This is a genomic window from Zoogloea sp., from assembly GCF_041908905.1.
Taxonomy (GTDB): Bacteria; Pseudomonadota; Gammaproteobacteria; order Burkholderiales; family Rhodocyclaceae; genus Zoogloea.
The window spans coordinates 1-24627 of sequence record NZ_JAYREK010000001.1 but is presented as its reverse complement, the minus strand read 5'-3'; the positions used below and the strand labels follow the sequence as shown (position 1 = coordinate 24627).

Here is a 24627-nt window from a genome sequence, read left to right as displayed (position 1 = left end):
ATTGCCCGCAGCGCCGGGGTTGAAGGCTACGTCACCCGGTGCCGGCTGTACCGGGTGCATGGCTGATGATCCCGAATCGGCGAAGGGCGTCCCGGAGACGGCTTGCGTTGTCGTAGCCTTCAATCACCTTGGCGAATCCGAGGGCGGACTGTCGGAATGCTGTTTCGTGGAGCACACGTGCCGCCTTGGCGGCAACCTGCTTGGCCGTGGGTGGCGTACCGCGCAGGCTCAGGCCCAGACGGTTTTTTTCAAGATAATACATATTGAGAAACTGGTCCAGATTCCCGGGGAGCCCCAGAACGGGCACCCCTTTTGCCAGTGCCTGATAGGACGTTGGGCTGCCTCCGTTGCAGACGACCATGTCGGTGATGGCGGCCGCCGCAGCTCCGGGAAGGTATTCGGCGCAGAAAACCCTGCTGTCGGAGAGCGCCGGCAGCGGGGCGCCGGCGGTCGAGACGATCAATTGCGCATCGAGCCGGCCGAGGCCCTCGAGCAGCGGGGGTAGCAGCTCGCTGGCGCCGGAGCTGCCGAGGGTTACGTAGATGGTCGGCCGTTGCGCGTCGAGCTCGCTCCACCAGCCGGGCAGTGGTATGTCGGGCGACCAGTCGATGGGGCCCAGGAAAACCCCGCCCTGTTCGCTGTCCGGCGGTAGGCCGTAGATTTCCGGTATGTCGCTGAACAGCGCCAGGTCGGCGTCGGTGTAGATGCGCCGCAGGTCCGAGCCCAGGCTGGGGAGGCCGTAATGGCGGCGCAGCCGGTTCATCGGGCGGGCATGGACGGCGAAGGCAAGGGGGCGGACCAGATCGAAGATGGCCTGGGAGACGCCGACGCCGAGGATGGGCACCATCGGCAGGTTGGGCACCACGAAGCGCGGCGTGAAGGCCGGGCTCCAGTAGGCGTTGGTGATGGTCGCATACGGAACGCCGGCCCGTCGGGCCGACACCGACAGGGTGATCCGGAAATCGCCGATCACCAGGTCGGGGCGCAGGGTGGCGAGCAGGGCTTCGTCTTCTTCGCAGAAGCGCCTGAGGGTCTCGAAATCGAACACCGGCCGGCCCTTGGCCAGGTTGTCGATGAAGCGCGCCTTGCCGGTGGGGGCCAGGGTGCGCACCTCGCCGGGGAAGTCTTTCAGGAAGCGGGCCGACTCGGCCGAGGCGGCGAGGGTCACGGCGTGGCCGTCGGCGATCAGGCCTTCGGCGAGGCGGAGCGGGCGGCCCAGGTGCGCCAGGGTGACGTCGTGGGCCATCAGCAGGATTTTCTTGGGCGTCATCGCCACACTCCCTAGGGGACTCAGCCTGGATTCTGCAGAGCCTGGCGCGGCCTGTCCATGCCGGTGGCGTCTTCGGTGGCCGCCGGTAGCTGCAGGAAGAGCCAGTCGATCTCGCAATCGATGCTGAGGGCCGGCCCCTCGGTGGCGGGGGTGCGGCGGGCGAGCCGGCAGTGGCGTGGCAGGAACAGCCCTCCGCCGAGACCGGCGGGCCGGTCGAGCAGTGGGAGCAGCCGCCCCTCGTGGGCGAGCTCTCCCTGCAGGTGCAGGCTGGCGACGCGCAGGGCCGAAGGGGAGGCAGGCGTTTCAGGCTCGCCACCGCTGACGGGCTGAACGGGGCTCAGCATCCATTCGAGCCCGTCCAGCTGGAGCCGTCCTTGCAGCCCGAGCAGATGCCGTTGCCAGGCCTGGCGATCGGGCGTTTCGAGCAAACCGGCGCCGTGCAGCGCCTCGAGCTGACGGAGGCCGAGGCGGGTTGCGGCATCGGCGTCGCGGGCGGCCTGATGCGCGGCCCGGGCCTGGGCGAGGCGGTTGTCGTTCAGCCGGAGCGTGGCTGCAGCGTCGTCCCGTTCGGCCTTGCTCCAGAACAGGAGGGTGCCGCTGACGAGCAGGACGAGGGCTCCGGCGATCAGCGGGCGCCCCAGCCCGGATGACATCGCGCGCATCATGGGAGGCTTGCCGGCAGCGTGAGGTCGAGGGTCAGCCGGCCGCCGCTGTCGAGCGTGCTGTCGGGCGAGCGGAGAGGGCCTTCGGCGTCGGGTGCCGCGACGCCCAGGTGGCGATGGATCGTAGCCGTCACCTGTTTGACGAGATCGTGGCGGCGCGGGGCGGCCGGAAGCTGCAGCGCGATCTGGACGTTGACGGCTGGGGCGGGGTCTTCGATGTTCAGGGACCATTCGAGGCTCGCCAGCTCGACGCCGGGCAGCGCATCCAGGGCCCTGGCCAGCTGGAACAGGAAGGTCGTGGGCGCCTTCTCGAAGGGCTGCAGTGCGACCAGCCGGGAGAAGTCTGCCCCGAGCGTGTCGGCGGGCAGCGGCAGGGCAGGGGTGGCGTCGCGCAGACGGCGGGCCTGGGCTTCTTCGGCCAGGCTTTCGGCGAGCCTGCGGGCTGCTTGCTGGCGCAGGTCGCGGGCGTCGACCCAGTAGCCGGCGGCGATCACCAGGCTGGCGGCAAGCACCGCTGCAGCGATGACGCCGATCGTCGTGGCGGGCGCGGGCAGGTGGCGTGGCCGCTGCCCGGGCGGGGTGAGCCGGGGCTGCGGCCGGCTGCGGCTGGCCAGGTGCAGGAGGAGCGGCAGGCTGTCGGAGTCTTCGAGCGCGCCCCGCAGGCCGCAGCGGGTGGCGAGCTCCGGGAGGCCCACGGCCTGGAGCTGCAGTTCGCCGGTGTCGGGCAAGGCGCTGGCCAGGGGGGCGTGGTCCTGGGGATGGGCGAGCACGAACACGGGCGTGGGCTGGCCGCGTTCGATGGCGCGCTGCCCGATGAGGTATTGGTGGGTACGCCGGATTTCGTCTCCCCAGGCTTGCCAGCCCCCGGCACCGCCTGGTGTGAGGCGGCTGAAGCGTAGCCGTCCGCCTTCCAGGCAGGAGACCCGCAGCCCGGCAGGGGTTTTCCAGACGAGCAGCGCCGTGGGCGGCAGGCCGGTGGGCTGTGTGGTGGCGAGCCGCGTCGCGACTTCGGCGGCGAGATGGGCAATGAGGCCCACGCCGTCGAGGGCCCGCCCGGCCTGCTCGAAGATGGCCAGCCAGGGCTGCAGGGTGGCCGGGCGGTGGAGGGCGGCGAAGAGGATCTTTTCGCCGGGCTTGTCGCCCGCGGGGGCCGAGGCGCTGGGGCCAAGGGACTGGTGGGTGATGTAGGGGGTGTCGAGCCTGAGTTGGGCCCGGCGGCGGGCGATGAGCTGGCGCCGGTCGCGACGGCCGACGGCGGGCAGGGTTTCGAGGTGGTAGCTCTCGTCCGGCAGGTCGGCCAGCAGGGTGATGCGGCCGCGCGGGTGCTGCTGCAGCCAGCCGGTGAGGGCCGACGGGCCGTCGATGGGGTCGAGCCGCCCGGCAAGGCTGACCTGCCCCCGATGGGCCTGGGCGATGTGCAGGCCGCCCGCGGTGAGGTAGAGGAGGTGGTGCCCGGCCATGGTCAGAGCTTCATGCGGCTGACGATGTCGTAGATGGGCAGCATCACGGCGCTCATCACGGCCAGCAGGAGCAGGCCGAGGATCACGGTGAGCGCCGGTTCGATGCTGGCCTGGAGGCGCTCGATGGCCTCGCGGACGTCCCGCTCGTAGAAGTAGCTGACGTTGGCGAGGGCCCGGTCGAGGGCTCCGGTGCTCTCGCCGACCCGCAGCATCCGGGTGACGAGGGGCGGGAAGAGGGCGACGCCGGCGAAGGCTTCGGAGAGACGGGTGCCGTGTTCGATGCGCCGCCCGGCCTGGTGCAGGCCTTCCCTGAGGGCGGTGTTGCCGACCACGCCCTCGGCGGCCTGCAGGGCGTCGACAATGGTGATGCCAGCGGCGTACATCATGGCGAACAGGCCGGTGAAGCGGGCCAGGATGAGCTTGCGGCGAACCTCGCCGACGAGGGGCAGGCGCAGCTTGAAGGCGTCCACGTCGCGCCGGAAGCGCGGCCGGGTGGCGAGGGCGTGGCGGAATGCGAGGGTGCCCACCGCGGCGGCCAGGATCAGCAGCCAGCCCTGGTGCCGCACGAAATCGGAGAGGGCGATGAGGAGGCGGGTCTGCAGCGGGAGGGCCTGGCCGACGGTGTGGAACAGGCGGGCGAGCTCGGGCACCACGTAGACCAGCGCGACGCCGACGGCAGCGAGGATCACGACGCCCACGATGAGCGGGTAGATGGCGATGCGCCGGGTGAAGGCGGCGAGCTCGTCGTCACGCTTGAGGGCAGTGGCGAGGGCCTGCAGTACCCGCGGCAGTTCGCCGGCCTGCTCACCGGCGCGCACCAGGCTGCAGAAGACGCCGTCGAAGACCCGCGGGTGCTGGGCGAGGGCCTCGGAGAGGCTCCGCCCGCCTTCGATGGCGGTGATCAGGCTGGCCACGACGGCCCGGAAGCGCGGGTGGTCGAGGGAGTCGCGCAGGTCGGCGAGGCTGTCGAGGATGGGCACGCCGGCCTGCAGGAACTGCTCGAGGTGGAAGCAGAAGTTGATCAGCTCGCGCCGCGGAACGGGCTGGCGGCCCGGCCAGTGCAGCGCGGGCACCGGCCGGCCCTGGAGCAGTTCGAGGCCGAGCCGGGCGAGGCGATGTTCGAGGTCGGGGAGGTCGTGGGCATCGAGCCGGCCGCGGACGATCTGCCCGGCGGGGCTGACGGCGCGGTAGGCGTAGGGGGTCATGGCGACATGCGGTCGGTGAGGTTCACGACCCGGCACAGCTCGTCGAGGGTGGTGGCGCCCTCGAGGACGCGCCGGGCGCCGTCGTCGGCGAGGGGGCGGAAGCCCTTGCGGCTGGCGGCGTCGCGGAGCTCGCGGGCGGTGGCCCGGCGGGCGACGAGTTCGTCGAGTTCCGGGTCGAGGCGCAGGAGCTCCATGATCGCCATGCGGCCCCGGTAGCCCTGGAAGTCGCATTGAGGGCAACCGCGGGCTTCGTGCAGCAGCGGGCGCTCGGCGACCGTGTCGAGGCCGAGCAGGCGCAGCTCGTAGTCATGGGCCGGGCGGGCTTCGCGGCAGGCCGGGCAGAGGCGGCGGACGAGGCGCTGGGCGACGATCCCGATCACGTTGCCGGCCAGGATGTCGGGCTGGATGCCGATGTCGAGCAGGCGCGGGATGGCGCCGATGGCCGAGCTGGTGTGCAGGGTGGAGTAGACCTGGTGGCCGGTCATGGCGGCCTGGAGGGCCATCCGCGCGGTGTCCGCGTCGCGGATCTCGCCGACCAGGATGACGTCCGGGTCCTGGCGCAGCATCGCGCGCACGCCGTTGGCGAAGTCGAGGCGGGCGGCGTCGGCGACGGCGGTCTGGCGGATCATCGGCATCGGGTATTCGACCGGATCCTCGAGGGTCATGATGTTGATGCCCTCGGCGTTGATGTGGCCGAGGATGGAGTAGAGGGTGGTGGTCTTGCCGCTGCCGGTGGGGCCGGTGACGAGGATCAGGCCCTCGGGGCGGGCGATCATCAGCTTGAGCAGGTCGAGCTGCGGGTCGGTGAGGCCGAGGGCGTCGAGGTCGACGATGCCCCGCTGGCGGTCGAGGATGCGCAGGACGATGTTCTCGCCGTGGAGGGTGGGCTGGGTGGAGATCCGGAAATCCACCGGCCGGCCGCTGACCTGCAGGGAGATCCGGCCGTCCTGGGGGGCGCGGGTCTCGGCGATGTTGAGGCCGGCCATGACCTTGAGGCGCACCGCCATCGCCGGCCAGCAGGACTTGTGCAGCGCGCGGATCTGGCGCAGCAGGCCGTCGATGCGGTAGCGGATGCGCAGGAAGCCGGCCTCGGGCTCGAAATGCAGGTCGGAGGCGCTGCGCTTGACCGCGTCGGTGAGGAGGGCGTCGATCAGGCGGACCACCGGCTGGGCGTATTCGCCGCCGCGCCCGGGCTGGCCGAAGGGGTCGGATTCGCCGCTCTCGATCTCGTTGAGGATGCCGTCGATGGACAGCTCGTGGCCATAGAGCTGGTCGCTGGCCTGGGCGATCTCGGCCTCGCCGGCCAGCAGGGTCTCGATCTGGGTGCCGGGCGGCAGGCTGTTGCGGAGCTGGTCGAGGGCGACGATGTCGTCCACGTTGCTCGAGGCGATGACCAGATGGCGCCGGCCCGCGTCGTAGCTGAGGGGGATGAGGTGCAGGCGCCGGGCGAGCTGGCGGGGCACGAGGGCGAGCGCCTCGGCGTCGGGCAGCAGCCGGGAGAGGTCGGCGGAGGGGCGGCCGAGGCTGCGGGCGAGGGCGTCGCGCAGGGTGGTCTCGGACAGGAAACCGAGGCGCACCAGCTGGCGGCCGAGGATCTCGCCGCTGCGGCCTTGCTCGCGGAGGGCGATGTGGAGCTGGTCCTTGCTGATCAGCCCCAGCTGGAGGAGGGTCTGTCCGATGGGCGTGGCGGTGGGCGTCATGGGGGCGGGTCCTGGGCCTGCAAGGCGTGCAGGCGGGTTTCACAGAGGTGGCGGGGAAAGCGCGCCGGCTGCCGTTCGGCCAGCCGGAGGGCCTGCCGGTAGAAGCTGGCGGCGGGCCGGCGCTGGCCCAGGTGGTCGAGGGCGACGGCGAGGTTGTAGGCGATGTCGGGGTTGTCGGGGGCGAGCCCGTGCGCCTGGAAGTAGGCCTGCTGCGCTTCGGCCCAGCGCTGCTGGGTGGCGAAGGTGTCGCCGAGGGCGAGCTGCGTGCCGGCGGCCTCGGGCTGGGCGGCGAGGCTGTCCTTCAGCCGGCTCTCGGCCTGGATGGGGTCGGGGCGTTCGGCGCGGCTGAGGCCGGCCACGGCGACCGGGTCGAGGGGGCGGGCGAGGAGGGCTCGCTGGAAGAACTGCCGGGCGGGCGTGCGCCGGCCTTCCTGCAGCGCGATCGCGCCGAGGCCCGTCAGCGCGTCGGGGTTGTCGGGTTCGCTGGCCAGCACTTCGAGGTAGCGGGCCCGGGCGTGGGCCAGATCGCCGGTGCCGTAGGCCGTGTGGGCCGAGTCGAGCAGGGCGGCCACCGGCGACACTCCGGCAGGGGCGCGGCTGAAGTGGACCGGCGCTTCGGCCGGCGGCTGGCTGCGCCGGGGGGCAGCGGCGCGGGGCGTCCGGGCCCCGGGCGGCGGGGGCGCGGCGGCCGGCTGGGCGTCCGCAGGGCGTCGCGCGGGTAACGGGGTAATGGGGGGCGTGTCAGGAGCCTTCGCCGGTGGCGGTGCCGCATTGGCCGGAGGGACGACAGCCGGGGCGGGGGCAAGCCACAGCCAGCAGGCGGCGGCCAGGGCCGATGCGCCGCCCGAGGTGACGACGGAGGGCCAGTGAGGCGCGGAGCGTGTGGCCACGGTTGCGACGGGGGAGCATGCCGGTGGGGCCGAGAGGGAGGCTGCGCCGGTCGGCGCCGGTGTGCTCGGCGTGGGGCGCTCTGGCGCGGGGGGCGCGGCGTCGATGGGCTCGAACTCCAGCTCCAGCGGCTCCGCCGGATTGCGCGCTGTGGCCGTCCCGGCCCGGCGCATGACGTCGAGCAGCAGGCTCATCGGAAGGCGTCCCCGGCGCTGGCCCCGGGCAGGCCCGGGGGCGGGAAGTTGCGGCTGCCCGGCACGGGCTTGTCGGTGAAGAAATCGGCTTGCGGCAGGTGCTCGCGCAGGTGGGGCGTGTTGGCGACAAGGTTGGGCTCGCGCACGACCACCGGGCGCAGGAAGATCACCAGCTCGGTTTTCTGGACGGCGTTGTCCCGGCTGGTGAAGACCTCGCCGAGCAGGGGCAGGGCGCCGATGAGGGGTACGCGGCCGGTCTTGTAGTCGATGCGGTCTTCCATCAGGCCGCCGAGGATGGCGGTCTCGCCGCTGGCGACGCGAAGGATGGATTCGATCTCGCGGGTGCGGATCTGCGGCACGAGGTTGGGGATGCCGGCGGGGATGTTGGGGTTCGGGTCGCGCCGGAAGTCGGCGATGCTCGAAATGGTGGGGCGGACGTTGAGGATGATCTCGTCGGTGGGGCTGACCTGGGGCGTGACGGTCATCACGAGGCCCACGGAGACGGCCTGGGGCGTGGTGGTGACGGTGGTCAGCGCGCCGGCGTTGGTGGTCTGGGTGGTGTCGGCCTTGACGCTGAAATAGACGTACTCCTCGACCACCTTGATGACCGCCGTCTGGTTGTTGAGCACCGACAGCTTGGGGCTGGAGAGCACCTTGACGGTGCCGAAGCCCTCGAGCAGGCGCACCGTGGAGTCGATGCCGCCGGCGCTGCTGTAGGCGATGCTGAACGGCGAGGCGGTGTTGCCGGCGCTCGTGCCCAGGCCGGGGCCGGTGAGGCCGAAGCGGGTGCCGCTGGGGAGCAGCCGGCTCCATTCGATGCCCTGCCGGTAGGTGTCGGACAGGCCGACCTCGAGGATGGTGGCCTCGATGAGCACCTGGCGGCGGGCTGCGGCCATCACCTGGTCGATGAATTCGCGCACCTTCTCGTGCTGGCGGCCGGTGGCCCGGACGGTGACGACGCCGGTCTCGCGGTTGGCGATCACCGAGGCGGCCTCGCGGAAGGTGGCCTTATGGACGGTGGTGGTCGTGCTGTTCTGGCTGGCGGCGGGCTGGGGGGAGGCGCCGAAGCCGCCCGGCACCGTTGCACGATTGCCGCTCCGGTTGCGGTGCGTGGGGGCGGGCATGACGCCGGTGCCGGTGCTGCTGGTGGCCTCGACGCTCTCGATGACGGTCTCGCTGGAGCCCTCGGGCAGGATCTTGTCGGTCTCGCGGAGGAGGTCGCGGATGTTCTTTTCGACGGACTCCCAGAACTGGTTGCGCGCGCTGTTCTCGATGCGCGTCGCCGAGACGTTGCCGCCGCTGGGGAGTGGCAGCGTGTTCGTGACCTGCAGGCCGGCGCCGCCGGGCTGGCCGGCCCCGGTGGTGGCGATCTGGGTGTTGGTCGACACGGTGCCGGAAACCTGGCGGCTGAGGTTCACGTAGTCGATCCGGTAAGTGCGCAGGAAGGGCGAGTCGGGCATCACGGCGAGGTTGCGGCCGTCGAGCTCGAAGCGCATGTCCACCTGCCGGGCGATGCGGGTGAGGATCTGCGGCAGGGTCTGGTCGATCGCGTTGAGGGTGACGTTGCCGCGGAGGCCGGGGTGGATGTCCACGTTGATCTTCGCGTCCCGGGCGAGGGCGAACAGGAGATCCTGGACGCCCACGTTGCTCACGACGACCGAGTAGGTTTCGGCCCGGGGGGCCGGCGTCGGGCGGGGCAGGGGGAGCAGGTCGGGCACCAGCGGCGGAATGTCACCCGGGACGGCCGCCGTGTCGTCCGCCCGGATGTGGCTGGCCGAAGGCGGCGTCCGGGGCTGGGAAGCGCATGCGGCAACGAGCATTGCCAGCAGGGCCGGAAGGAGCCGGTGTCTGACCTTCGGCATATTCCTTGTGATTTTTTTGACGGATTGTGATTGTATGCCGAAAGGATTGGTGCGTGGGCGGGCTTCGTGAAAGTTCGTCGTCTCCCGAAAAAAGCTGGAGGTGCTGCACGAAGGTGTAAGTCATGTGTAAGATTGATCGACTCTAATCCTGCCCGGACACAGGGCCAGCGCACCTCCAACAAGAACAGCATGGTGCGGCAGGCCGGCCAGGTGCTCCTGGCCCCCGCCAGTCAGGTTTCAAGATTCAAACGTTGCACACTCATAAAACACGAGGAGAGGTGAAAAATGACGAACGAAACCACCCAGAAGTTCTACTATCCGTCTGAAGAGGTGGTAAAAAACGCTGCCGTGTCGGGCATGGAAGCGTACAAGGCCCTGTGTGCCGAAGCTGAGCAGGATTACGAAGGTTTCTGGGGCAAGCGGGCGAAGGAGCTGATCGATTGGCAGACGCCCTTCACCCAGGTTCTCGACGAGAGCAATGCGCCGTTCTTCAAGTGGTTTGCCGACGGCAAGCTGAACGTCTCCTACAACTGCCTCGACCGTCAGGTCAATAACGGTCTCGGCGACAAGGTCGCGCTGATCTTCGAAGGCGACAAGGGCGACGTCGCCAAGGTTACCTACAAGGATCTGCTCGGCCGTGTGTGCAAGTTCGCCAACGCGCTGAAGAGCCAGGGCGTCAAGAAGGGCGACCGCGTCGTCATCTACCTGCCGATGTCCATCGAGGGCGTCGTCGCGATGCAGGCCTGTGCCCGTATCGGTGCCACCCACTCCATCGTGTTCGGCGGTTTCTCCGCCCAGTCCCTCGCCGACCGCATCAACGATGCCGGCGCCGTGCTGCTGATCACCTCCGACGGCCAGAACCGCGGCGGCAAGGCCCTGCCTCTCAAGTCGATCGCCGACGAGGCCCTGGCCAGCGGCTGCCCGACCATCAAGAGCGTCCTCGTCGTCAAGCGCACCGGCCAGGAGACCGCCATGGTCGCCGGTCGCGACATCTGGGTGGACGAACTCCTCGCCAGCCAGGCCGACACCTGCGAGCCGGAATGGGTCGAAGCCGAGCACCCGCTGTTCCTGCTCTACACCTCCGGCTCCACCGGCAAGCCGAAGGGCGTCCAGCACTCCACCGGCGGCTACCTGCTGCACGCCATCCTCACCATGAAGTACACCTTCGACATCAAGCCTGACGATGTCTTCTGGTGTACCGCCGACATCGGCTGGGTGACCGGCCACACCTACATCACCTACGGCCCGCTGGCCTGCGGCGCCACCGAGATCGTCTTCGAAGGCGTGCCGACCTACCCGGATGCCGGCCGCTTCTGGAAGATGATTCAGGACCACAAGGTCAACATCTTCTACACCGCGCCGACGGCCATCCGTTCGCTGATCAAGGCCGCCGACAACACCCCGGCCGTGCATCCCAAGAACTACGACCTGTCCAGCCTGCGCATCCTGGGCTCGGTCGGCGAGCCGATCAACCCGGCGGCCTGGGAGTGGTACTACGAGAACGTCGGTGGCAGCCGCTGCCCGATCGTCGACACCTTCTGGCAGACCGAAACCGGCGGCCACATGATCACCCCGCTGCCCGGCGCTACCCCGCTGGTCCCCGGCTCCTGCACGCTGCCCTTCCCGGGCATCCAGGCCGCCGTGGTCGACGAGACCGGCACCGACGTGCCCTGGGGCCAGGGCGGCATCCTGGTCGTCAAGCGTCCGTGGCCGTCGATGATCCGCACCATCTGGGGTGATCCCGACCGCTTCGTGAAGTCCTACTACCCGGCCGACTTCCAGGGCAAGCTGTACCTGGCGGGCGACGGCGCGATCCGCGACAAGGACACCGGCTACTTCACCATCACCGGCCGCATCGACGACGTGCTGAACGTCTCCGGTCACCGCATGGGCACGATGGAAATCGAATCCGCCCTGGTGGCCCACGAGAAGGTGGCCGAGGCCGCCGTGGTCGGCCGTCCGGACGACCTCACCGGCGAGGCGATCGTGGCCTTCGTGGTCCTCAAGGGGCCGCGCCCGACCGGCGACGAAGCCGCCGCGGTGCTCAAGGAACTGCAGAACTGGGTCGGCCAGGAGATCGGCCCGATCGCCAAGCCGAAGGACATCCGCTTCGGTGAGAACCTGCCGAAGACCCGCTCCGGCAAGATCATGCGCCGTCTGCTCCGTCAGCTGGCCAAGGGCGAGGAGATCACCCAGGACACCTCGACGCTGGAAAACCCGGCGATCCTGGAACAGCTCAAGTAAGCAACATTCCGGATTCCCGGCCTCACGGCCGGGCCCGCAGCCACCGCCGCAACCGGCCCCCGGGCCGGATAATAGATGGCGGGGCGTGCGAGAAGACAAAAAGGGGAGGACCCCGGTGCAGCTTGGCCGGGGAGTTTGAGGGGGAGAAAAAGGCGCGTCATTCGCGCCTTTTTCTCTTGTGCCGGGCCTTTGACTCATCGACCGGCGCTGCGGGGTGCTGCGGCCGGTGCGTGAGGCCCGAGGTTCCGGCCGACACGTCGGGGGCGCGGGCCCCGGAGGGCCTCCGTCACGGGGGAGGGTGCATGATCAAAGCGACGCTTACCGGGCAGCGCCTCGCGGCCCTGTTCCTGTTCGGCTGGGTGCTGGTCAGCGCCCCGGTGCTGTCCCTGTTCGACGTGGGGCACAGCTGGGGCGGCGTTCCGGTGCTCTACCTGTATGTGTTCGGGGTGTGGGCCGCGCTCATCGGCCTGATGGCCTGGATCATCGAGCGTTGAGGGGAGGCGCGTCGTGTTGAGCGGTCCGGTGATCGTCGCGGCATCCGCCCTCTACCTCCTGCTGCTGTTCGCCGTGGCTTACTTCGGCGACAAGCGCGCCGATGCCGGGCGTTCGGTGATCGCCAATCCGAGCATCTACGCCCTGTCGCTGGCGGTGTATTGCACCACCTGGACGTATTACGGCAGCGTCGGCAGGGCCGCCTCGTCGGGGATCGGCTTTGTGCCGATCTTCCTCGGGCCGACCCTGGCCGTCACCCTGTGGTGGTTCGTGATGCTCAAGATGGTGCGCATCGCCAAGACCAACCGCATCACCTCCATCGCCGATTTCATCGCCTCCCGCTACGGCAAGAGCCACCTGCTCGGTGGCCTCGTCACGGTGATCGCGGTGCTCGGGGTGGTGCCCTACATCGCGCTGCAGCTGAAGGCGCTGGCGGGCAGTTTCGCCATCCTCGTGCCGCCGGAAGGGGGGCTGGCGGGCCGCGGCGCGGCCTTGCCCTGGCTGGCCGACACCACTTTCTACGTGGCCCTGCTGATGGCCGCCTTCACGATTCTCTTCGGCACCCGCCATCTCGATGCGACCGAGCGCCACGAGGGCCTGGTGGCGGCGGTCGCCCTCGAGTCGCTGGTGAAGCTGCTGGCCTTCGTCGCCGTGGGGGTGTTCGTCACCTTCGGGTTGTTCGACGGTTTCGGCGACCTGTTCTCGCGGGCGGCCGGGGTGCCGGAGCTGCAGGCCCTGATGCGCATGGGGGCGGGGGGCAACGATTACATCAACTGGTTTGCCCTGACCCTGCTGGCGATGCTGGCGGTGATGTTCCTGCCCCGCCAGTTCCAGGTGGCGGTGGTCGAGAACGTGGACGAGAACCACCTGCGGCGGGCGATCTGGCTGTTTCCGCTGTACCTGCTGCTGATCAACGTGTTCGTGCTGCCGATCGCGCTGGGCGGGCTGATGCTGTTTGCCGGCCAGCCGGTGGATGCGGACACCTTCGTGCTCCGCCTGCCGATGGTGTTCGGGGTCGACTGGCTGGCGCTGCTGGTGTTCATCGGCGGGCTGTCGGCGGCCACCGGGATGATCGTGGTCGAAACCATCGCGCTGTCCACGATGGTCTGCAACGACCTGGTGATGCCGCTGCTGCTGCGCTATCGCTGGCTGCCGGTGCATGGGCAGGAGGACGTCTCCGGCGTGCTGCTGGGCATCCGGCGCGGGGCGATCGTGGTGATCCTGCTGCTGGCCTACCTGTATTTCCGCCTGGCGGGCGAGGCCCACGCGCTGGTGAGCATCGGCCTGATCAGCTTCGCCGCGGTGGCGCAGTTCGCGCCGGCGATGCTTGGTGGCATGTACTGGCGCGGCGGGACGCGGGCCGGGGCGGTGGCAGGCTTGTCGGGCGGCTTTGTGGTGTGGTTGTACACCCTGCTGCTGCCGTCCTTTGCCAAGTCGGGCTGGTTGCCGGGCGATTTTCTCCAGAACGGGTTGTTCGGTTTCGATCTGCTGCGGCCGCAGCAGCTGTTCGGGATGCAGGGCCTCGACCCGCTGGCCCACAGCCTGTTCTGGAGCCTGCTGGTCAATGGGAGCGCATATGTGTGGGTGTCGCTGCTGCGCCAGCCGACCGCCATCGAGGCCGGGCAGGCCACCCTGTTCGTCGATGTATTCAAGCATGGCCGGCCTTCGGAGGGGGCCTTCTGGCGCGGCAGTGCCCGGGTCAGCGACCTGCTGCCGCTGCTCGGCCGTTTTCTGGGTCGCGAGAGGGCGGCGGCTGCCTTCGACGAGTATGCCCGCTCGCGGGGCATGAGCCCCGACGCGCTGCAGGCGGACGCCGGGCTGGTGCATTTTGCCGAAACCACCCTCGCCGGGGTGATCGGCAGCGCGTCGGCGCGGGTGATCGTGGCCTCGGTGGTGCAGGAAGAGCCCCTCGGGCTCGACGAGGTCATGAACATCCTCGACGAGGCCTCCCAGGTGCGGGCGTATTCCCGGCGGCTGGAGCAGAAGTCCCGCGAGCTGGAGGCGGCCACCCGCGAGTTGCGCACGGCCAACGAGCGGCTCAAGGAACTCGACCACCTGAAGGACGACTTCATGTCGTCGGTGACCCACGAGCTGCGCACGCCGCTGACCTCGATCCGGGCCTTCTCGGAGATGCTGCTCGAAGACCCGGACATTGATGTGGAGGATCGCCAGCGCTTCCTGGGCATCATCGTCAGCGAGGCCGAACGCCTCACCCGGCTGGTCAATCAGGTGCTCGACATGGCCAAGATCGAGTCGGGCCATGCCGACTGGCAGGACGGCGAGGTGAGCCTGCTCGAGGTGGTCGAGCAGGGCGCGGCGGCCACCAGCCAGCTGTTCCGCGACAAGGGCGTGACGCTGGAGATGGCGCTGCCCGCGAGCGTGCCAACCCTGTTCGCCGATCGGGACCGGCTGGTGCAGGTGGTGTTGAACCTCCTGTCGAACGCGGTGAAGTTCGTCGCCCGTGAGCGTGGTCGGGTCCGGCTTGCCCTCCGTGAAGCCGGCGACGGCCTGCAGGTGGATGTGAGCGACAACGGCCCCGGCCTGACGCCGGCGGAGCAGGGGCTGGTGTTCGAGAAGTTCCGCCAGGGCGGCAACACGATGACCGACAAGCCCCAGGGCACCGGCCTGGGCCTGCCCATCAGCCGCCAGATCGTCGAGCACTACGGCGGCCGCCTGTGGGTGGACAGCGTGCCGGGCGAGGGAGCAACCTTCTCTTTTTTTATGCCTTGCGGGAAAACCGCTGTAAGGTCGGAAGACGCAGGATAAACTTATGGTTTGTCGTGCCTGAAATGGGCTGCGTTGGCGCGGGCCGTTTCAGGGGCGCAGGGGGAGGAGACCAATGGCCAAAAAAATACTCATCGCCGATGACGAACAGAATATCGTCATTTCTCTGGAGTTCCTGATGAAGCGCGAGGGCTTCACCGTCTGCATCGCCGCGGACGGCCAGGAAGCCATCGACAAGGTCCGCAGCGAAGCACCCGACCTGGTCCTGCTCGACATCATGATGCCGCGCAAGAACGGCTACGAGGTGTGCCAGGAGATCCGCTCAGACCCGCAGCTGCAGGGCACCCGCATCCTGATGCTCACCGCCAAGGGGCGCGAAATGGAGGTCACCAAGGGGCTGGCAATGGGGGCCGACGCCTACATGACCAAGCCGTTCTCGACCCGGGAGCTGGTGACCAGGGTGAAGTCGCTGCTGGACCTGCCGGCATGAGCCCGAAGGCCCGGCAGGCACTGGCCATCGTCGCCGTCGCGGCGCTCGTCGTCGGGGTGCTCGCGGGGACTTCCGTCGCCCTGTGGCAGGATCTGAGCCCCGAGGAGCGGGCCGTGCTGGTGCCCATCCTCAATCCGCGCCTGGGCCTGCTGATCATGATCGGCCTGGTCGGCGCCGGTGCGGCGGCCGTCTTCATGAAGTCCTTCGCCCAGCAGAGCATCGAAGCGCCGGCGCTGCTGGCCGACGAGATCGGCCTGCTGGTCGGCACCGATCCGTCGCGCCGCCTCAAGCCCGCCGGCTCGCCGGAGCTGCAGCGCATCGCCGAAGCCGTCAACGGCCTGGCCGACCAGCGCCAGAGCCTCCAGGAAGACGTGGAGTCGCGGATTCGCGAGGCGCGGCTGTCGGTCGAGGAGGAGCGCAACCGGCTCGCGGCGCTGATGTCGGAGCTCAACCAGAGCGTCGTCGTCTGCAACCTCGACGGCCGCATCCTGCTTTACAACAGCCGGGCCCGGCTGCAGTTCAAGGCCCTGTCCGATGCCCCGAGCGCGGCCGGCGGCGGCGAGATCATCGGCCTGGGTCGCTCGATCTACCTGGTCTTCGAGCGCAACCTGATCGTCCATGCCCTGGAGAGCATCCAGGAGCGCATCCGCCGCCAGAGCTCGCGTCCGCTGGCCAACTTCGTCACCACCACCCGCGCCGGCCAGCTGCTGCGGGTGCAGATGGCGCCGGTGATGAGCACCGTCGAGGGCGATGCGGAGGGCACGGTGTCGGGCTTCGTGCTGATGCTGGACAACATCACCCGCAATTTCGAAAGCGAGACCCGCCGCGACCAGCTGCTCCATTCGGTCACCGAGGGCAGCCGCTCGTCGCTGGCCAATCTGCGCGCCGCGGCCGAGATGCTCGAATACCCCGACCTGGAGCCCGAGCTGAAAGACCGCTTCCTGAAGGTGATCCGCGACGAGGTGCAGGCCATGAGCGGCCGGCTGGAGGAGACCGCCAACGCCTTCGCCGACTCCCTCAAGACGCGCTGGCCCCTCGACGACATGCACGGCGCCGACCTGATCGCCGCGGCCCAGCGTCGGGTCGAGAACAAGGTGGGCCTGCCCACCAAGCTCGAGGACGTGGACCCGGCGGTGTGGGTCAAGGTCGACAGCTTCTCGCTGCTGCAGGCCATCGGCTACCTGGCCAGCCGGCTGTCGGACGAGTTCGAGGTCCGCGAGGTGCGCTTCCGTCTCAGCAGCGCCGGCCGCCTGGCGCACCTCGACCTCATCTGGTCGGGGCAGGCGATGAGCACCGAGACCGTGATGTCCTGGGAGCTCGAGCCCATGAGCTTCGCCGGCGAGAGTTCGCCCCTCACGGTGCGCGACGTCATCGCCCGCCACGACGGCGAGATCTGGCTGCAGCGGGAGAAGGCCCAGCATCGGGCGTTCTTCCGCTTCCTGCTGCCCTCCGCGCTGCCCCAGGAGGAGGTCGAGCCGGCCGCCTACCTGAAGGGCGACAGCCGTCCCGAGTACTACGACTTCGACCTCTTCAAGCAGACCGAGGTCAGCCACGAGCTCGACGACCGGCTGCTGTCCGAGCTCGCCTTCACGGTCTTCGATACCGAGACCACCGGCCTCAACCCGTCGGAAGGCGACGAGATCATCCAGATCGGCGCGACCCGCATCGTCAATGGCAAGCTGCTCCGCTCGGAGTCCTTCGACCAGCTGGTCGACCCGCTGCGGGAGCTGCCCGAGGCGTCCACCAAGATCCACGGCATCACGCCGGAGATGCTGGTCGGGCAGCCGACGATGGCCAAGGTGCTGCCGGCCTTCCACGCCTTTGCGGCCGACACGGTGCTGGTGGCCCACAACGCGGCCTTCGACATGCGCTTCCTGCAGATGAAGGAGCAGGGCACCGGCATCCGCTTCGAGCAGCCGGTGCTCGACACGCTGCTGCTGTCGGCGGTGATCCATCCGTCGCAGGAGTCCCACCGGCTCGAGGCGATCAGCGAACGCATGGGGGTGAACATCATGGGCCGGCATACCGCCATCGGCGACGCCATCGTGACCGGCGAGGTCTTCCTGCGCATGATCCCGCTGCTCGCCGAGATGGGCATCCGGACCCTCGGCGAGGCGCGCCGGGCGTCCGAGAAGACCTACTACGCCCGCGTCAAGTACTGAGTAACCGCCATGGACGCTCAGGCCGGGACCGGGCTGGCCGGCACGCTGGGCGCGCTCGTGCGGCGTGAGCCGCTGGCGGTCCTGCCGGAGGCGAGCCTGCGCGAGGTGCTGCGCCGCATGTGCGCGGAGGGGGCTGCCGAAGCGGTGGTGGTGGCGCCGTGCACCGGCCAGCCCCTCGGCATCCTCACCGGGCGCGACGTGATCGCGCGGGTCGTGCTGCCCGGCGACAGCCTCGACGGGCCGGTGGTCGGCGTGATGACCGCCGGGGTCGTGTCCTTGTCGCGGGCGGCCGGGGCCCATGAGGCGCGTCGCCTGCTCGCCCGCCGCCGCCTGCGCCGCCTGGTGGTGGTAAACGAGAGCGGGCGGTTGGCGGGCGTGGTGCATCGCGACGATCTGTATGCGCTGCGTCGTCCGCCGCTCGACGATCTCATCGAGTGCATCCAGTCGATCCGCGACGAGGCGGGCTTGGTTGCCGCCGCGCAGCAGGTGGCGGCCCGCGCGGCCGCGCTGGTCGACGGCGGCGAGCCGGCGGGGCGGGCGGGGGAGTGGATCGCCCTGCTCAACGATCTGCTCGTGCAGGCGGCCATCGACATCGCCGAGGCCGAGTTCTACCTGCCGTTGGTGCCCTGGTGCTGGCTGGCCTTCGGGTCGGAAGGTCGCCTGGAGCAGACCCTGCACACCGACCAGGACAACGGCCTGATCTTCGTGGCCGCCGACGATGCGGAGGCCGCTCGCCTGCGGGCGCGTTTCCTGCCCTTCGCCGGGCGTGTCAATGCCTTGCTCGATGCTTGCGGCTTTCCCCTGTGCCGGGGCGGGATCATGGCGGGCAACCCGGAATGGTGCCTGTCGCTGGCCGAGTGGCGTAGCCGCTTTGCCGGCTGGATGCACGCAGCCAGCCCCCAGGATCTGCTCCATGCGACGATCTTCTTCGACATCCGGGCCCTGGCCGGCGATGCCTCGCTGGCCGACGCGCTGCGCGACTGGCTGCTCGGCGCGGCGGCCGACAACGCCCTGTTCCTGCGCTTCATGGCCGAGAACGCGCTGCGCAGCGGCCCGCCCCTGGGGCGCATCCGCGATTTCGTGGTCGATCGGCAGAGCGGCCGGCTCGATCTGAAGCGCGACGGCACGCGCCCCTTCGTCGATGCGGCGCGTATCTACGCGCTGGCCCTCGGCCTCGCCGAGACCTCCACGGTGGGTCGCCTGCGGGCCGCGGGGGCCGTCCTGCGGTGGGACGAGCGGGAGATCGGCGCCTTGCAGGAGGCCTTCGAGTTCATATTGCAGCTGCGCCTGCAGCGTCAGCGGGTGCCCGGCGCGCCGCCCAACCAGGTGGCGCCCGACGAGCTCAACGAACTGGAAAGGGCGTTCCTCAAGGAGTCCCTGCGCCAGGCCCGCCGCCTGCAGGACAGGCTGCGCAGCCGCTATCAGTTGTAGCGAGGCTATACTGCGGCGGATATCAACGTCGGCATGGCCGGATCCAGGAGTTTGTGTGGACGACACCGAGGCAAGACAGCGGGCTTACTGGCGCTCGGCTTTGCGCCTGACCGGCGTGCTGCTGGGGGTGTGGGCCGCCGTCAGCTTCCTGCCCGGCTGGTTTGCCGAGGAACTCAACGAGTTCGTCTTCTTTGGCTGGCCCTTCGGTTTTTACATGGCCGGGCAGGGCGCCCTGATCATCTTTCTGTTGATCGTCTGGATCTACGACCGCGGGATGACCCGCATCGAACGGCGCCATGGTCTCGATGGCGAGGAGTGAGGCCGGCTCATGATGCGTGCCACCCCCGCCCTGCTGCGGCGCCTCTGGCGGTATTACCTCCTGTACGCGGCCGGTTTTGTCGGGTTGGTCCTGCTGCTCGCGGTGGCCGAGCGTTTCGGCCTCGCACCGCGCTGGATCGGCCAGATCTTCCTCTTCTCGACCATCGCGATCTACGCGCTGATCGGCGTGATGAGCCGGACCTCCGATGTGTCGGAATACTACGTCGCCGGGCGGCGCGTGCCGGCGCTCTTCAACGGCATGGCCACCGCCGCCGACTGGATGAGCGCGGCGTCCTTCATAGGGCTGGCGGGCACCCTCTACTACGCTGGCTTCGAGGGCCTGGCCTTCGTGACCGGGTGGACCGGCGGCTACGTGCTGGTGGCCCTGCTGCTGGCGCCCTTTTTGCGCAAGTTCGGCGAATTCACGATTCCGGATTTCCTCGGCGCCCGCTACGAGGGGCATTTCGCCCGCCTGGTCGGCGCCCTGGCGGGAGTGCTGGCGAGCTTCGTGTATGTGGTGGCGCAGATCTACGGTGTCGGCCTCATCACCAGCCGTTTCATCGGGATCGAGTTCGAGATCGGCGTGTTCGTCGGGCTGGCGGGCATCCTGGTGTGCTCCTTCCTCGGTGGCATGCGGGCGGTGACGTGGACCCAGGTTGCCCAGTACCTGATCCTGATCATGGCCTACATGGTGCCGGTGGTGATCCTCTCCTACCAGGTGACCGGGGTTCCGATTCCCCAGGCGGTGTACGGCAAGGTGCTGCACGAGCTGGGGGTTAAGGAGATCGAGCTGTTCACCGAGCCCCGCGAGAACGAGGTTCGGGCGCTCTATCGCCAGCGTGCCGACGAGCTTGCCCGCAAGATTGCCGAATTGCCGGCGTCCCTCGCCGCGGAGCGCCAGGCCCAGATGCAGCGGGTCAACGAGCTGCGCACCCAGGGTGCGCCGGCGCGGGAGCTGGGTACGGCCGAGCGAACTCTGCGGGACCTGCCCCACACCCCGGACGAGGCGCGACTCAAGTGGGAGCGTGAGCGCCAGGACAGCCTGCAGCGCTCGGTTCCGCCGTCGCCCCATGCCGAGGCGCACCCCGGCCCCGACGAGGCAGCCCGCGACAGTGCGCGTTTGAACTTCATCGCGCTCAGCTTCGTGTTGATGGTCGGCACCGCCGGCCTGCCGCACATCCTGATGCGCTACTACACCACTCCCGGCGTGCGTGAGGCACGCCGCTCGGTGTTCTGGACCCTGTTCTTCATCTTCCTGCTGTACGTCACGGCGCCGGCCTATGCGGTGTTCGCCAAGTGGGAGGTGTACAGCACGCTGATCGGGTCCCATATCGCCTCGCTGCCGTCGTGGGTGGTCTCCTGGGGCAAGGTGGGGCTGGTGAAGATCGAGGACATCAACGCTGACGGCATCCTCCAGCTCGCGGAGCTGAGCCTCAACAGCGACGCGATCCTGCTGCTCACCCCCGAGATCGCCGGCCTGCCCTATGTCGTGTCGGGCCTGGTTGCCGCGGGCGGGCTCGCTGCGGCGCTCTCCACGGCCGACGGGCTGCTGCTGACGATTTCCCACGCCCTGTCCCACGACGTGTATTACCGGATGATCAACCCGGAGGCGTCCACCCAGCGCCGGCTGGTGATCACCAAGTCGCAGCTGCTGGTGGTGGCGGTGATTGCGGCCTGGGTCGCCTCGCTGCGCCCCGACAGCATCCTGTTCATGGTCGGGCTGGCGTTCTCGATCGCCGCCTCGGCCTTCTTTCCGGCGCTGGTGCTGGGGATCTTCTGGAAGCGGGCCAACAAGTGGGGCGCCATCTGCGGCATGCTCGCCGGCCTGGGCATCACGCTCTTCTACATCGTCCGCACCCATCCGTTCTTCGGCGGCAGCCTCGGCAACGCGTGGTTCGGCATCCACCCGATCTCCTGCGGCGTCTTCGGCGTCCCTGCCGGTTTTCTGGTGATCGTCCTCGTCAGCCTGCTCACTCCGCCGCCCAGCGCCGCCGTGATGGCGCTGGTGGACCGCGTGAGGCTTCCGGACGCCGGCAAGGTGCGCGCGTGATTTTGAAAATAGGCTTTGACTTTTTAAAAATCCGGTGTATAGTGCCGCCTCTGCTTGGAGAGGTGGATGAGCGGTTTAAGTCGCACGCCTGGAAAGCGTGTTCAGGGTAATACCCTGACGCGGGTTCGAATCCCGCCCTCTCCGCCAAGTTTCGAAAACGCCCCGCAAGGGGCGTTTTCACATTCATGCGCCGCTGCCCGTGTTGTTGAATCCCGTATGGTTCGCTCGGGTGGGGTGTGCGGCTAAGCGCTTGATTTAAATCTGCGCCTGTGTGACGATGCGCGGCTAACCTGTTCGGGCGTGCCCACGGGTATTCCGAATTTTACCTTGCCCTACCGTTTCGCATGACGGAGGGTTTTCATCCAGAAGGAGATCTCATGCGGCATTACGAAGTCGTATTCATCGTCCATCCCGATCAGAGCGAGCAGGTGCCCGCCATGATCGAGCGCTATCGTTCCCTCGTCACCTCCCAGGGCGGCCAGATCCATCGTCTGGAAGACTGGGGCCGTCGTCAGCTGGCCTACCCGATCCAGAAGATCCACAAGGCCCACTATGTGCTGATGAACATCGAGTGCGATCAGCCGACCATCGCCGAGCTGGAGCATGGCTTCAAGTTCAACGACGCCGTCCTGCGTCACCTGTCCATCCGCATGAAGAAGGCTGTGACCACCCCGTCCCCGATGATGAAGGAAGAGAAGGCCCGCTCCCTGACTTCCGCGGACGAGGCCAAGCCGGCCGAGCAGCAGCCCGCCGCCTGAGTTGCAGGAACAGGTTCGCAACAGTTTTGAGATTGATGGTGTCCTGACTGAAGTCGGGGCTCTGCGTTACTCCCCCGGCGGTGTGCCGGTGCTGGCAGGGCGCATCGAGCACCGGTCCAGGCAGATGGAAGCAGGGCTCGCCCGGGAAGTCGGAGTCGAGCTGCAGGTGGTGGCGTTGGGCGACAAGGCTAGATTGCTTGCCGCCGCCCAGCTGGGGTCAATGACCCGCATCACCGGCTTTCTCGCAGCAAAAAGCTTGCGCAGCAGGACGCCTGTATTGCACATCGATACGATCGAATTTTTGGAAGGAACGAATCATGGCATTCAAGCCAGCACAGAAGCGTAAGGACGACCGCGGTGGTCGCAGCCTCTTCAAGCGTCGCAAGTTCTGCCGCTTCAGCGCAGAGAAGATCGAAGAGATCGACTACAAGGATGTGGACATCCTGAAGGACTTCATCACCGAAAACGCCAAGATCATGCCTGCCCGCATCACCGGCACCAAGTCTGGCTACCAGCGTCAGCTGTCCACCGCGATCAAGCGTGCCCGCTTCCTCGCGCTGCTGCCCTACACCGATCTGCACCAGTAATCCCGGAGCCATAGCATGCAAATCATTCTTTTGGACAAGGTTGTTAACCTGGGTGGTCTGGGCGATGTGGTCAAGGTCAAGGATGGTTACGCTCGTAACTACCTGATCCCGCAGGGCAAGGCCAAGCGTGCCAACGCTGCCAACCTCGCCGAGTTCGAGGCCCGTCGCGCCGAGCTCGAGCGCCTGGCTGCCGAGCAACTGGCTGCTGCACAAGCCGAGGGCGAGAAGCTCGAAGGCCAGACCGTCTCCATCAGCCGCAAGGCTGGTGTCGATGGCCGTCTGTTCGGCTCCGTGACCAACGCCGACATCGCCGAGGCGCTGAAGGCCAAGGGCTTCTCGGTCGAGAAGTCCTCCGTCCGCATGCCCGAGGGTCCGCTGAAGGTCGTCGGCGAGTCCCAGCTCGTTGTCGCGCTGCACACCGACGTTACCGCCACCATCAACGTTACGGTTGTCGGCGAGAACTGATCACTCCGTCGGGCCACTGGCTCGCGAGCAAGGAAGGGCTGCCTCGGGCAGCCCTTTTTCGTTTGGTTTCATTCTTTGGTTGATGGGTCATGCGTAAATCTCAGAATCAAGTGGAAGATCCGGTCATGTCCGCGTTGCGTCTGCCCCCCCATTCCATTGAGGCGGAGCAGTCCTTGCTGGGCGGCTTGCTGATCGACAATACCGTGTGGGAGCGTGTCGGCGACATTGTCAATGAGGCGGATTTCTATCGGGACGACCACCGTCGGATTTTCCGTCAGATCGCGCGGCTGATCGAGCTGGGCAAGCCGGCGGATGTTGTGACGGTTTACGAGGCGCTGGAGAAGAACGGCGAGGCGGAGCACGTGGGGGGGCTCGCCTACCTGGGCGAGATCGCCAACAGCACGCCGTCGGCAGCCAACGTGCGGCGTTACGGCGAGATCATTCGTGAGCGCGCCATCCTTCGCAAGCTGGTCTCCGTCGGCGACCAGATCGCTGCGAGCGCGCTGACCCCGTCGGGCAAGGATGCAAAGACGCTGCTGGACGAGGCTGAGGCCAAGGTGTTCGAGATTGCGGAGGCCGGGGCACGGACCGTCAGTGGCTTCGTGCCGATTCAGCCCATTCTGGGGCAGGTGGTGGACCGGATTCAGGAGCTGTATGACCGGGACTCGCCCGCCGGTATCACCGGAGTGCCGACGGGCCTCGCCGATCTCGATGAGAAGACGTCCGGCCTGCAGCCTTCCGACATGATCGTCCTGGCGGCGCGCCCGGGCATGGGCAAGACCTCCTTGGCGCTCAATATTGCCGAGACGGTGGCCGTCGAGGCCGGCCTGCCGGTGGCAGTGTTCTCGATGGAAATGCCGGGCACTCAGCTCGCAACCCGTTTCCTGTCGTCGGTGGGGCGGATCGACCAGCACAAGATCCGTACCGGGAAGCTCAACGACGAAGAGTGGCAGCGCCTGACCTATGCGCTGGGCAAGCTGCACGAGGCGCCCATCTATATCGACGAGACGCCCGGCCTCAACCCGACCGACCTGCGGGCGCGCTGCAGGCGTCTGCATCGCCAGTGCGGCCGTCTGGGCTTGATCGTCATCGATTACCTGCAACTGATGACCTCGCTCAAGGAGAGCGACAACCGCTCGGCCGAGTTGTCGGAGATCTCGCGCTCGGTGAAGTCGCTCGCCAAGGAGCTGAACGTGCCGATCATCGCGCTGTCGCAGTTGAACCGCAGTCTGGAGCAGCGTCCTAATAAACGGCCGGTTGCGTCCGACCTGCGAGAATCCGGCGCTATCGAGCAGGATGCGGACATCATCATGTTCATCTATCGGGATGAGATCTACAACCCTGATTCTCCGGACAAGGGGATGGCGGAACTCATCATTTCCAAGCATCGAAACGGCTCTACTGGCACGATCCGCATGACCTTCCTCGGCGAGTTCACCCGATTCGAGAATTTTGCGGGTACCTACATGGGGTCGGCGCCTCCTGAGTACTGATCGGGTTGTTTGAAATTTATTTTCCCAAACGTGTTGACGGGTTCCGATAGTTCTTTATAATGCGCGCTCTCTTGCTGCAGCGCACTGATGTCTGGGGCGCGGTGGTGGGGAGGTAGCAGCAGGGCCGGTTGGTTGTAGCGTTCTGGCCTCAGGTTTTGCGAGATGCTGAAAT

The 24627-nt window shown here is 68.1% G+C and carries 21 protein-coding genes and 1 tRNA gene; 14 read left to right on the top strand and 8 right to left on the bottom strand.

Annotation, left to right across the window (positions count from 1 at the left end; genetic code table 11):
* Positions 1-31: 31 nt before the first annotated feature.
* The 7 genes from ACE3OU_RS00110 to mshL all read right to left on the bottom strand — a co-directional run bounded on the left by ACE3OU_RS00110 (position 32) and on the right by mshL (position 9199).
* Positions 32-1270, bottom strand: coding sequence for a glycosyltransferase (locus tag ACE3OU_RS00110; RefSeq protein WP_374239501.1), 1239 nt, complete (start codon positions 1268-1270; stop codon positions 32-34).
* A gap of 20 nt (positions 1271-1290) precedes the next feature.
* On the bottom strand, positions 1291-1935 hold the full coding sequence (locus ACE3OU_RS00105; protein WP_374239500.1) for a hypothetical protein: 645 nt from the start codon (positions 1933-1935) through the stop codon (positions 1291-1293).
* A complete protein-coding gene (locus ACE3OU_RS00100; protein ID WP_374239499.1) occupies positions 1932-3392 on the bottom strand; it encodes a hypothetical protein in 1461 nt (486 codons plus the stop codon). Before ACE3OU_RS00100 ends, ACE3OU_RS00105 begins: the two co-directional genes overlap by 4 nt.
* A 2-nt stretch (positions 3393-3394) precedes the next feature.
* Positions 3395-4597, bottom strand: coding sequence for a type II secretion system F family protein (locus ACE3OU_RS00095; protein WP_374239498.1), 1203 nt, complete (start codon positions 4595-4597; stop codon positions 3395-3397).
* Positions 4594-6297: a GspE/PulE family protein gene (locus tag ACE3OU_RS00090; protein WP_374239497.1), complete on the bottom strand. Its 1704-nt coding sequence runs from the start codon at positions 6295-6297 to the stop codon at positions 4594-4596. Before ACE3OU_RS00090 ends, ACE3OU_RS00095 begins: the two co-directional genes overlap by 4 nt.
* Positions 6294-6869 carry a tetratricopeptide repeat protein gene (locus tag ACE3OU_RS00085; RefSeq protein ID WP_374239496.1) on the bottom strand — a complete coding sequence of 192 codons (576 nt, stop codon included), beginning with the start codon at positions 6867-6869 and terminating at the stop codon, positions 6294-6296. Before ACE3OU_RS00085 ends, ACE3OU_RS00090 begins: the two co-directional genes overlap by 4 nt.
* A 506-nt stretch (positions 6870-7375) precedes the next feature.
* On the bottom strand, positions 7376-9199 hold the full coding sequence (gene mshL / locus ACE3OU_RS00080; protein ID WP_374239495.1) for a pilus (MSHA type) biogenesis protein MshL: 1824 nt from the start codon (positions 9197-9199) through the stop codon (positions 7376-7378).
* Positions 9200-9526: 327 nt separating this feature from the next.
* Between mshL and acs the strand changes: the two genes are divergently transcribed.
* The 14 genes from acs to dnaB all read left to right on the top strand — a co-directional run bounded on the left by acs (position 9527) and on the right by dnaB (position 24455).
* Positions 9527-11485, top strand: coding sequence for an acetate--CoA ligase (gene acs, locus ACE3OU_RS00075; RefSeq protein ID WP_374239494.1), 1959 nt, complete (start codon positions 9527-9529; stop codon positions 11483-11485).
* A gap of 302 nt (positions 11486-11787) precedes the next feature.
* Positions 11788-11979 carry a hypothetical protein gene (locus ACE3OU_RS00070; protein WP_374239493.1) on the top strand — a complete coding sequence of 64 codons (192 nt, stop codon included), beginning with the start codon at positions 11788-11790 and terminating at the stop codon, positions 11977-11979.
* A 13-nt stretch (positions 11980-11992) separates the two neighbouring features.
* Complete coding sequence (locus tag ACE3OU_RS00065; protein ID WP_374239492.1) at positions 11993-14743, top strand: ATP-binding protein; 2751 nt, start codon at positions 11993-11995, stop codon at positions 14741-14743.
* Between the two features lie 73 nt (positions 14744-14816).
* On the top strand, positions 14817-15191 hold the full coding sequence (locus tag ACE3OU_RS00060; protein ID WP_374239491.1) for a response regulator transcription factor: 375 nt from the start codon (positions 14817-14819) through the stop codon (positions 15189-15191).
* Positions 15188-17353 (top strand): exonuclease domain-containing protein, encoded by a 2166-nt coding sequence (locus ACE3OU_RS00055; RefSeq protein ID WP_374239490.1) that lies wholly within the window; start codon positions 15188-15190, stop codon positions 17351-17353. The genes ACE3OU_RS00060 and ACE3OU_RS00055 overlap by 4 nt, the downstream gene beginning before the upstream one ends.
* A gap of 9 nt (positions 17354-17362) precedes the next feature.
* A complete protein-coding gene (locus ACE3OU_RS00050; protein WP_374239489.1) occupies positions 17363-18784 on the top strand; it encodes a DUF294 nucleotidyltransferase-like domain-containing protein in 1422 nt (473 codons plus the stop codon).
* A gap of 55 nt (positions 18785-18839) precedes the next feature.
* The gene (locus ACE3OU_RS00045) at positions 18840-19103 is read left to right on the top strand and encodes a DUF4212 domain-containing protein (RefSeq protein ID WP_374239488.1); all 264 of its coding nucleotides are present in this window, start codon (positions 18840-18842) and stop codon (positions 19101-19103) included.
* A gap of 12 nt (positions 19104-19115) precedes the next feature.
* Positions 19116-21152 carry a sodium:solute symporter family protein gene (locus tag ACE3OU_RS00040; protein ID WP_374239819.1) on the top strand — a complete coding sequence of 679 codons (2037 nt, stop codon included), beginning with the start codon at positions 19116-19118 and terminating at the stop codon, positions 21150-21152.
* Positions 21153-21208: 56 nt separating this feature from the next.
* Positions 21209-21299, top strand: a tRNA-Ser gene (locus tag ACE3OU_RS00035).
* Between the two features lie 230 nt (positions 21300-21529).
* A complete protein-coding gene (rpsF, locus tag ACE3OU_RS00030) occupies positions 21530-21910 on the top strand; it encodes a 30S ribosomal protein S6 (protein WP_141352736.1) in 381 nt (126 codons plus the stop codon).
* A gap of 1 nt (position 21911) precedes the next feature.
* Positions 21912-22256, top strand: coding sequence for a primosomal replication protein N (priB, locus tag ACE3OU_RS00025; protein WP_374239487.1), 345 nt, complete (start codon positions 21912-21914; stop codon positions 22254-22256).
* Positions 22228-22497: a 30S ribosomal protein S18 gene (gene rpsR, locus ACE3OU_RS00020; RefSeq protein ID WP_334170127.1), complete on the top strand. Its 270-nt coding sequence runs from the start codon at positions 22228-22230 to the stop codon at positions 22495-22497. Before priB ends, rpsR begins: the two co-directional genes overlap by 29 nt.
* Positions 22498-22512: 15 nt before the next feature.
* Complete coding sequence (gene rplI, locus ACE3OU_RS00015; protein WP_374239486.1) at positions 22513-22962, top strand: 50S ribosomal protein L9; 450 nt, start codon at positions 22513-22515, stop codon at positions 22960-22962.
* 89 nt (positions 22963-23051) lie between these two features.
* Positions 23052-24455, top strand: coding sequence for a replicative DNA helicase (gene dnaB / locus ACE3OU_RS00010; protein WP_374239485.1), 1404 nt, complete (start codon positions 23052-23054; stop codon positions 24453-24455).
* Here dnaB and ACE3OU_RS00005 read toward each other — a convergent pair.
* A partial coding sequence (locus ACE3OU_RS00005; protein ID WP_374239484.1) for a hypothetical protein occupies positions 24425-24627 on the bottom strand: 203 nt, incomplete at its 5' end. The two genes, dnaB and ACE3OU_RS00005, sit on opposite strands and share 31 nt — an antisense overlap.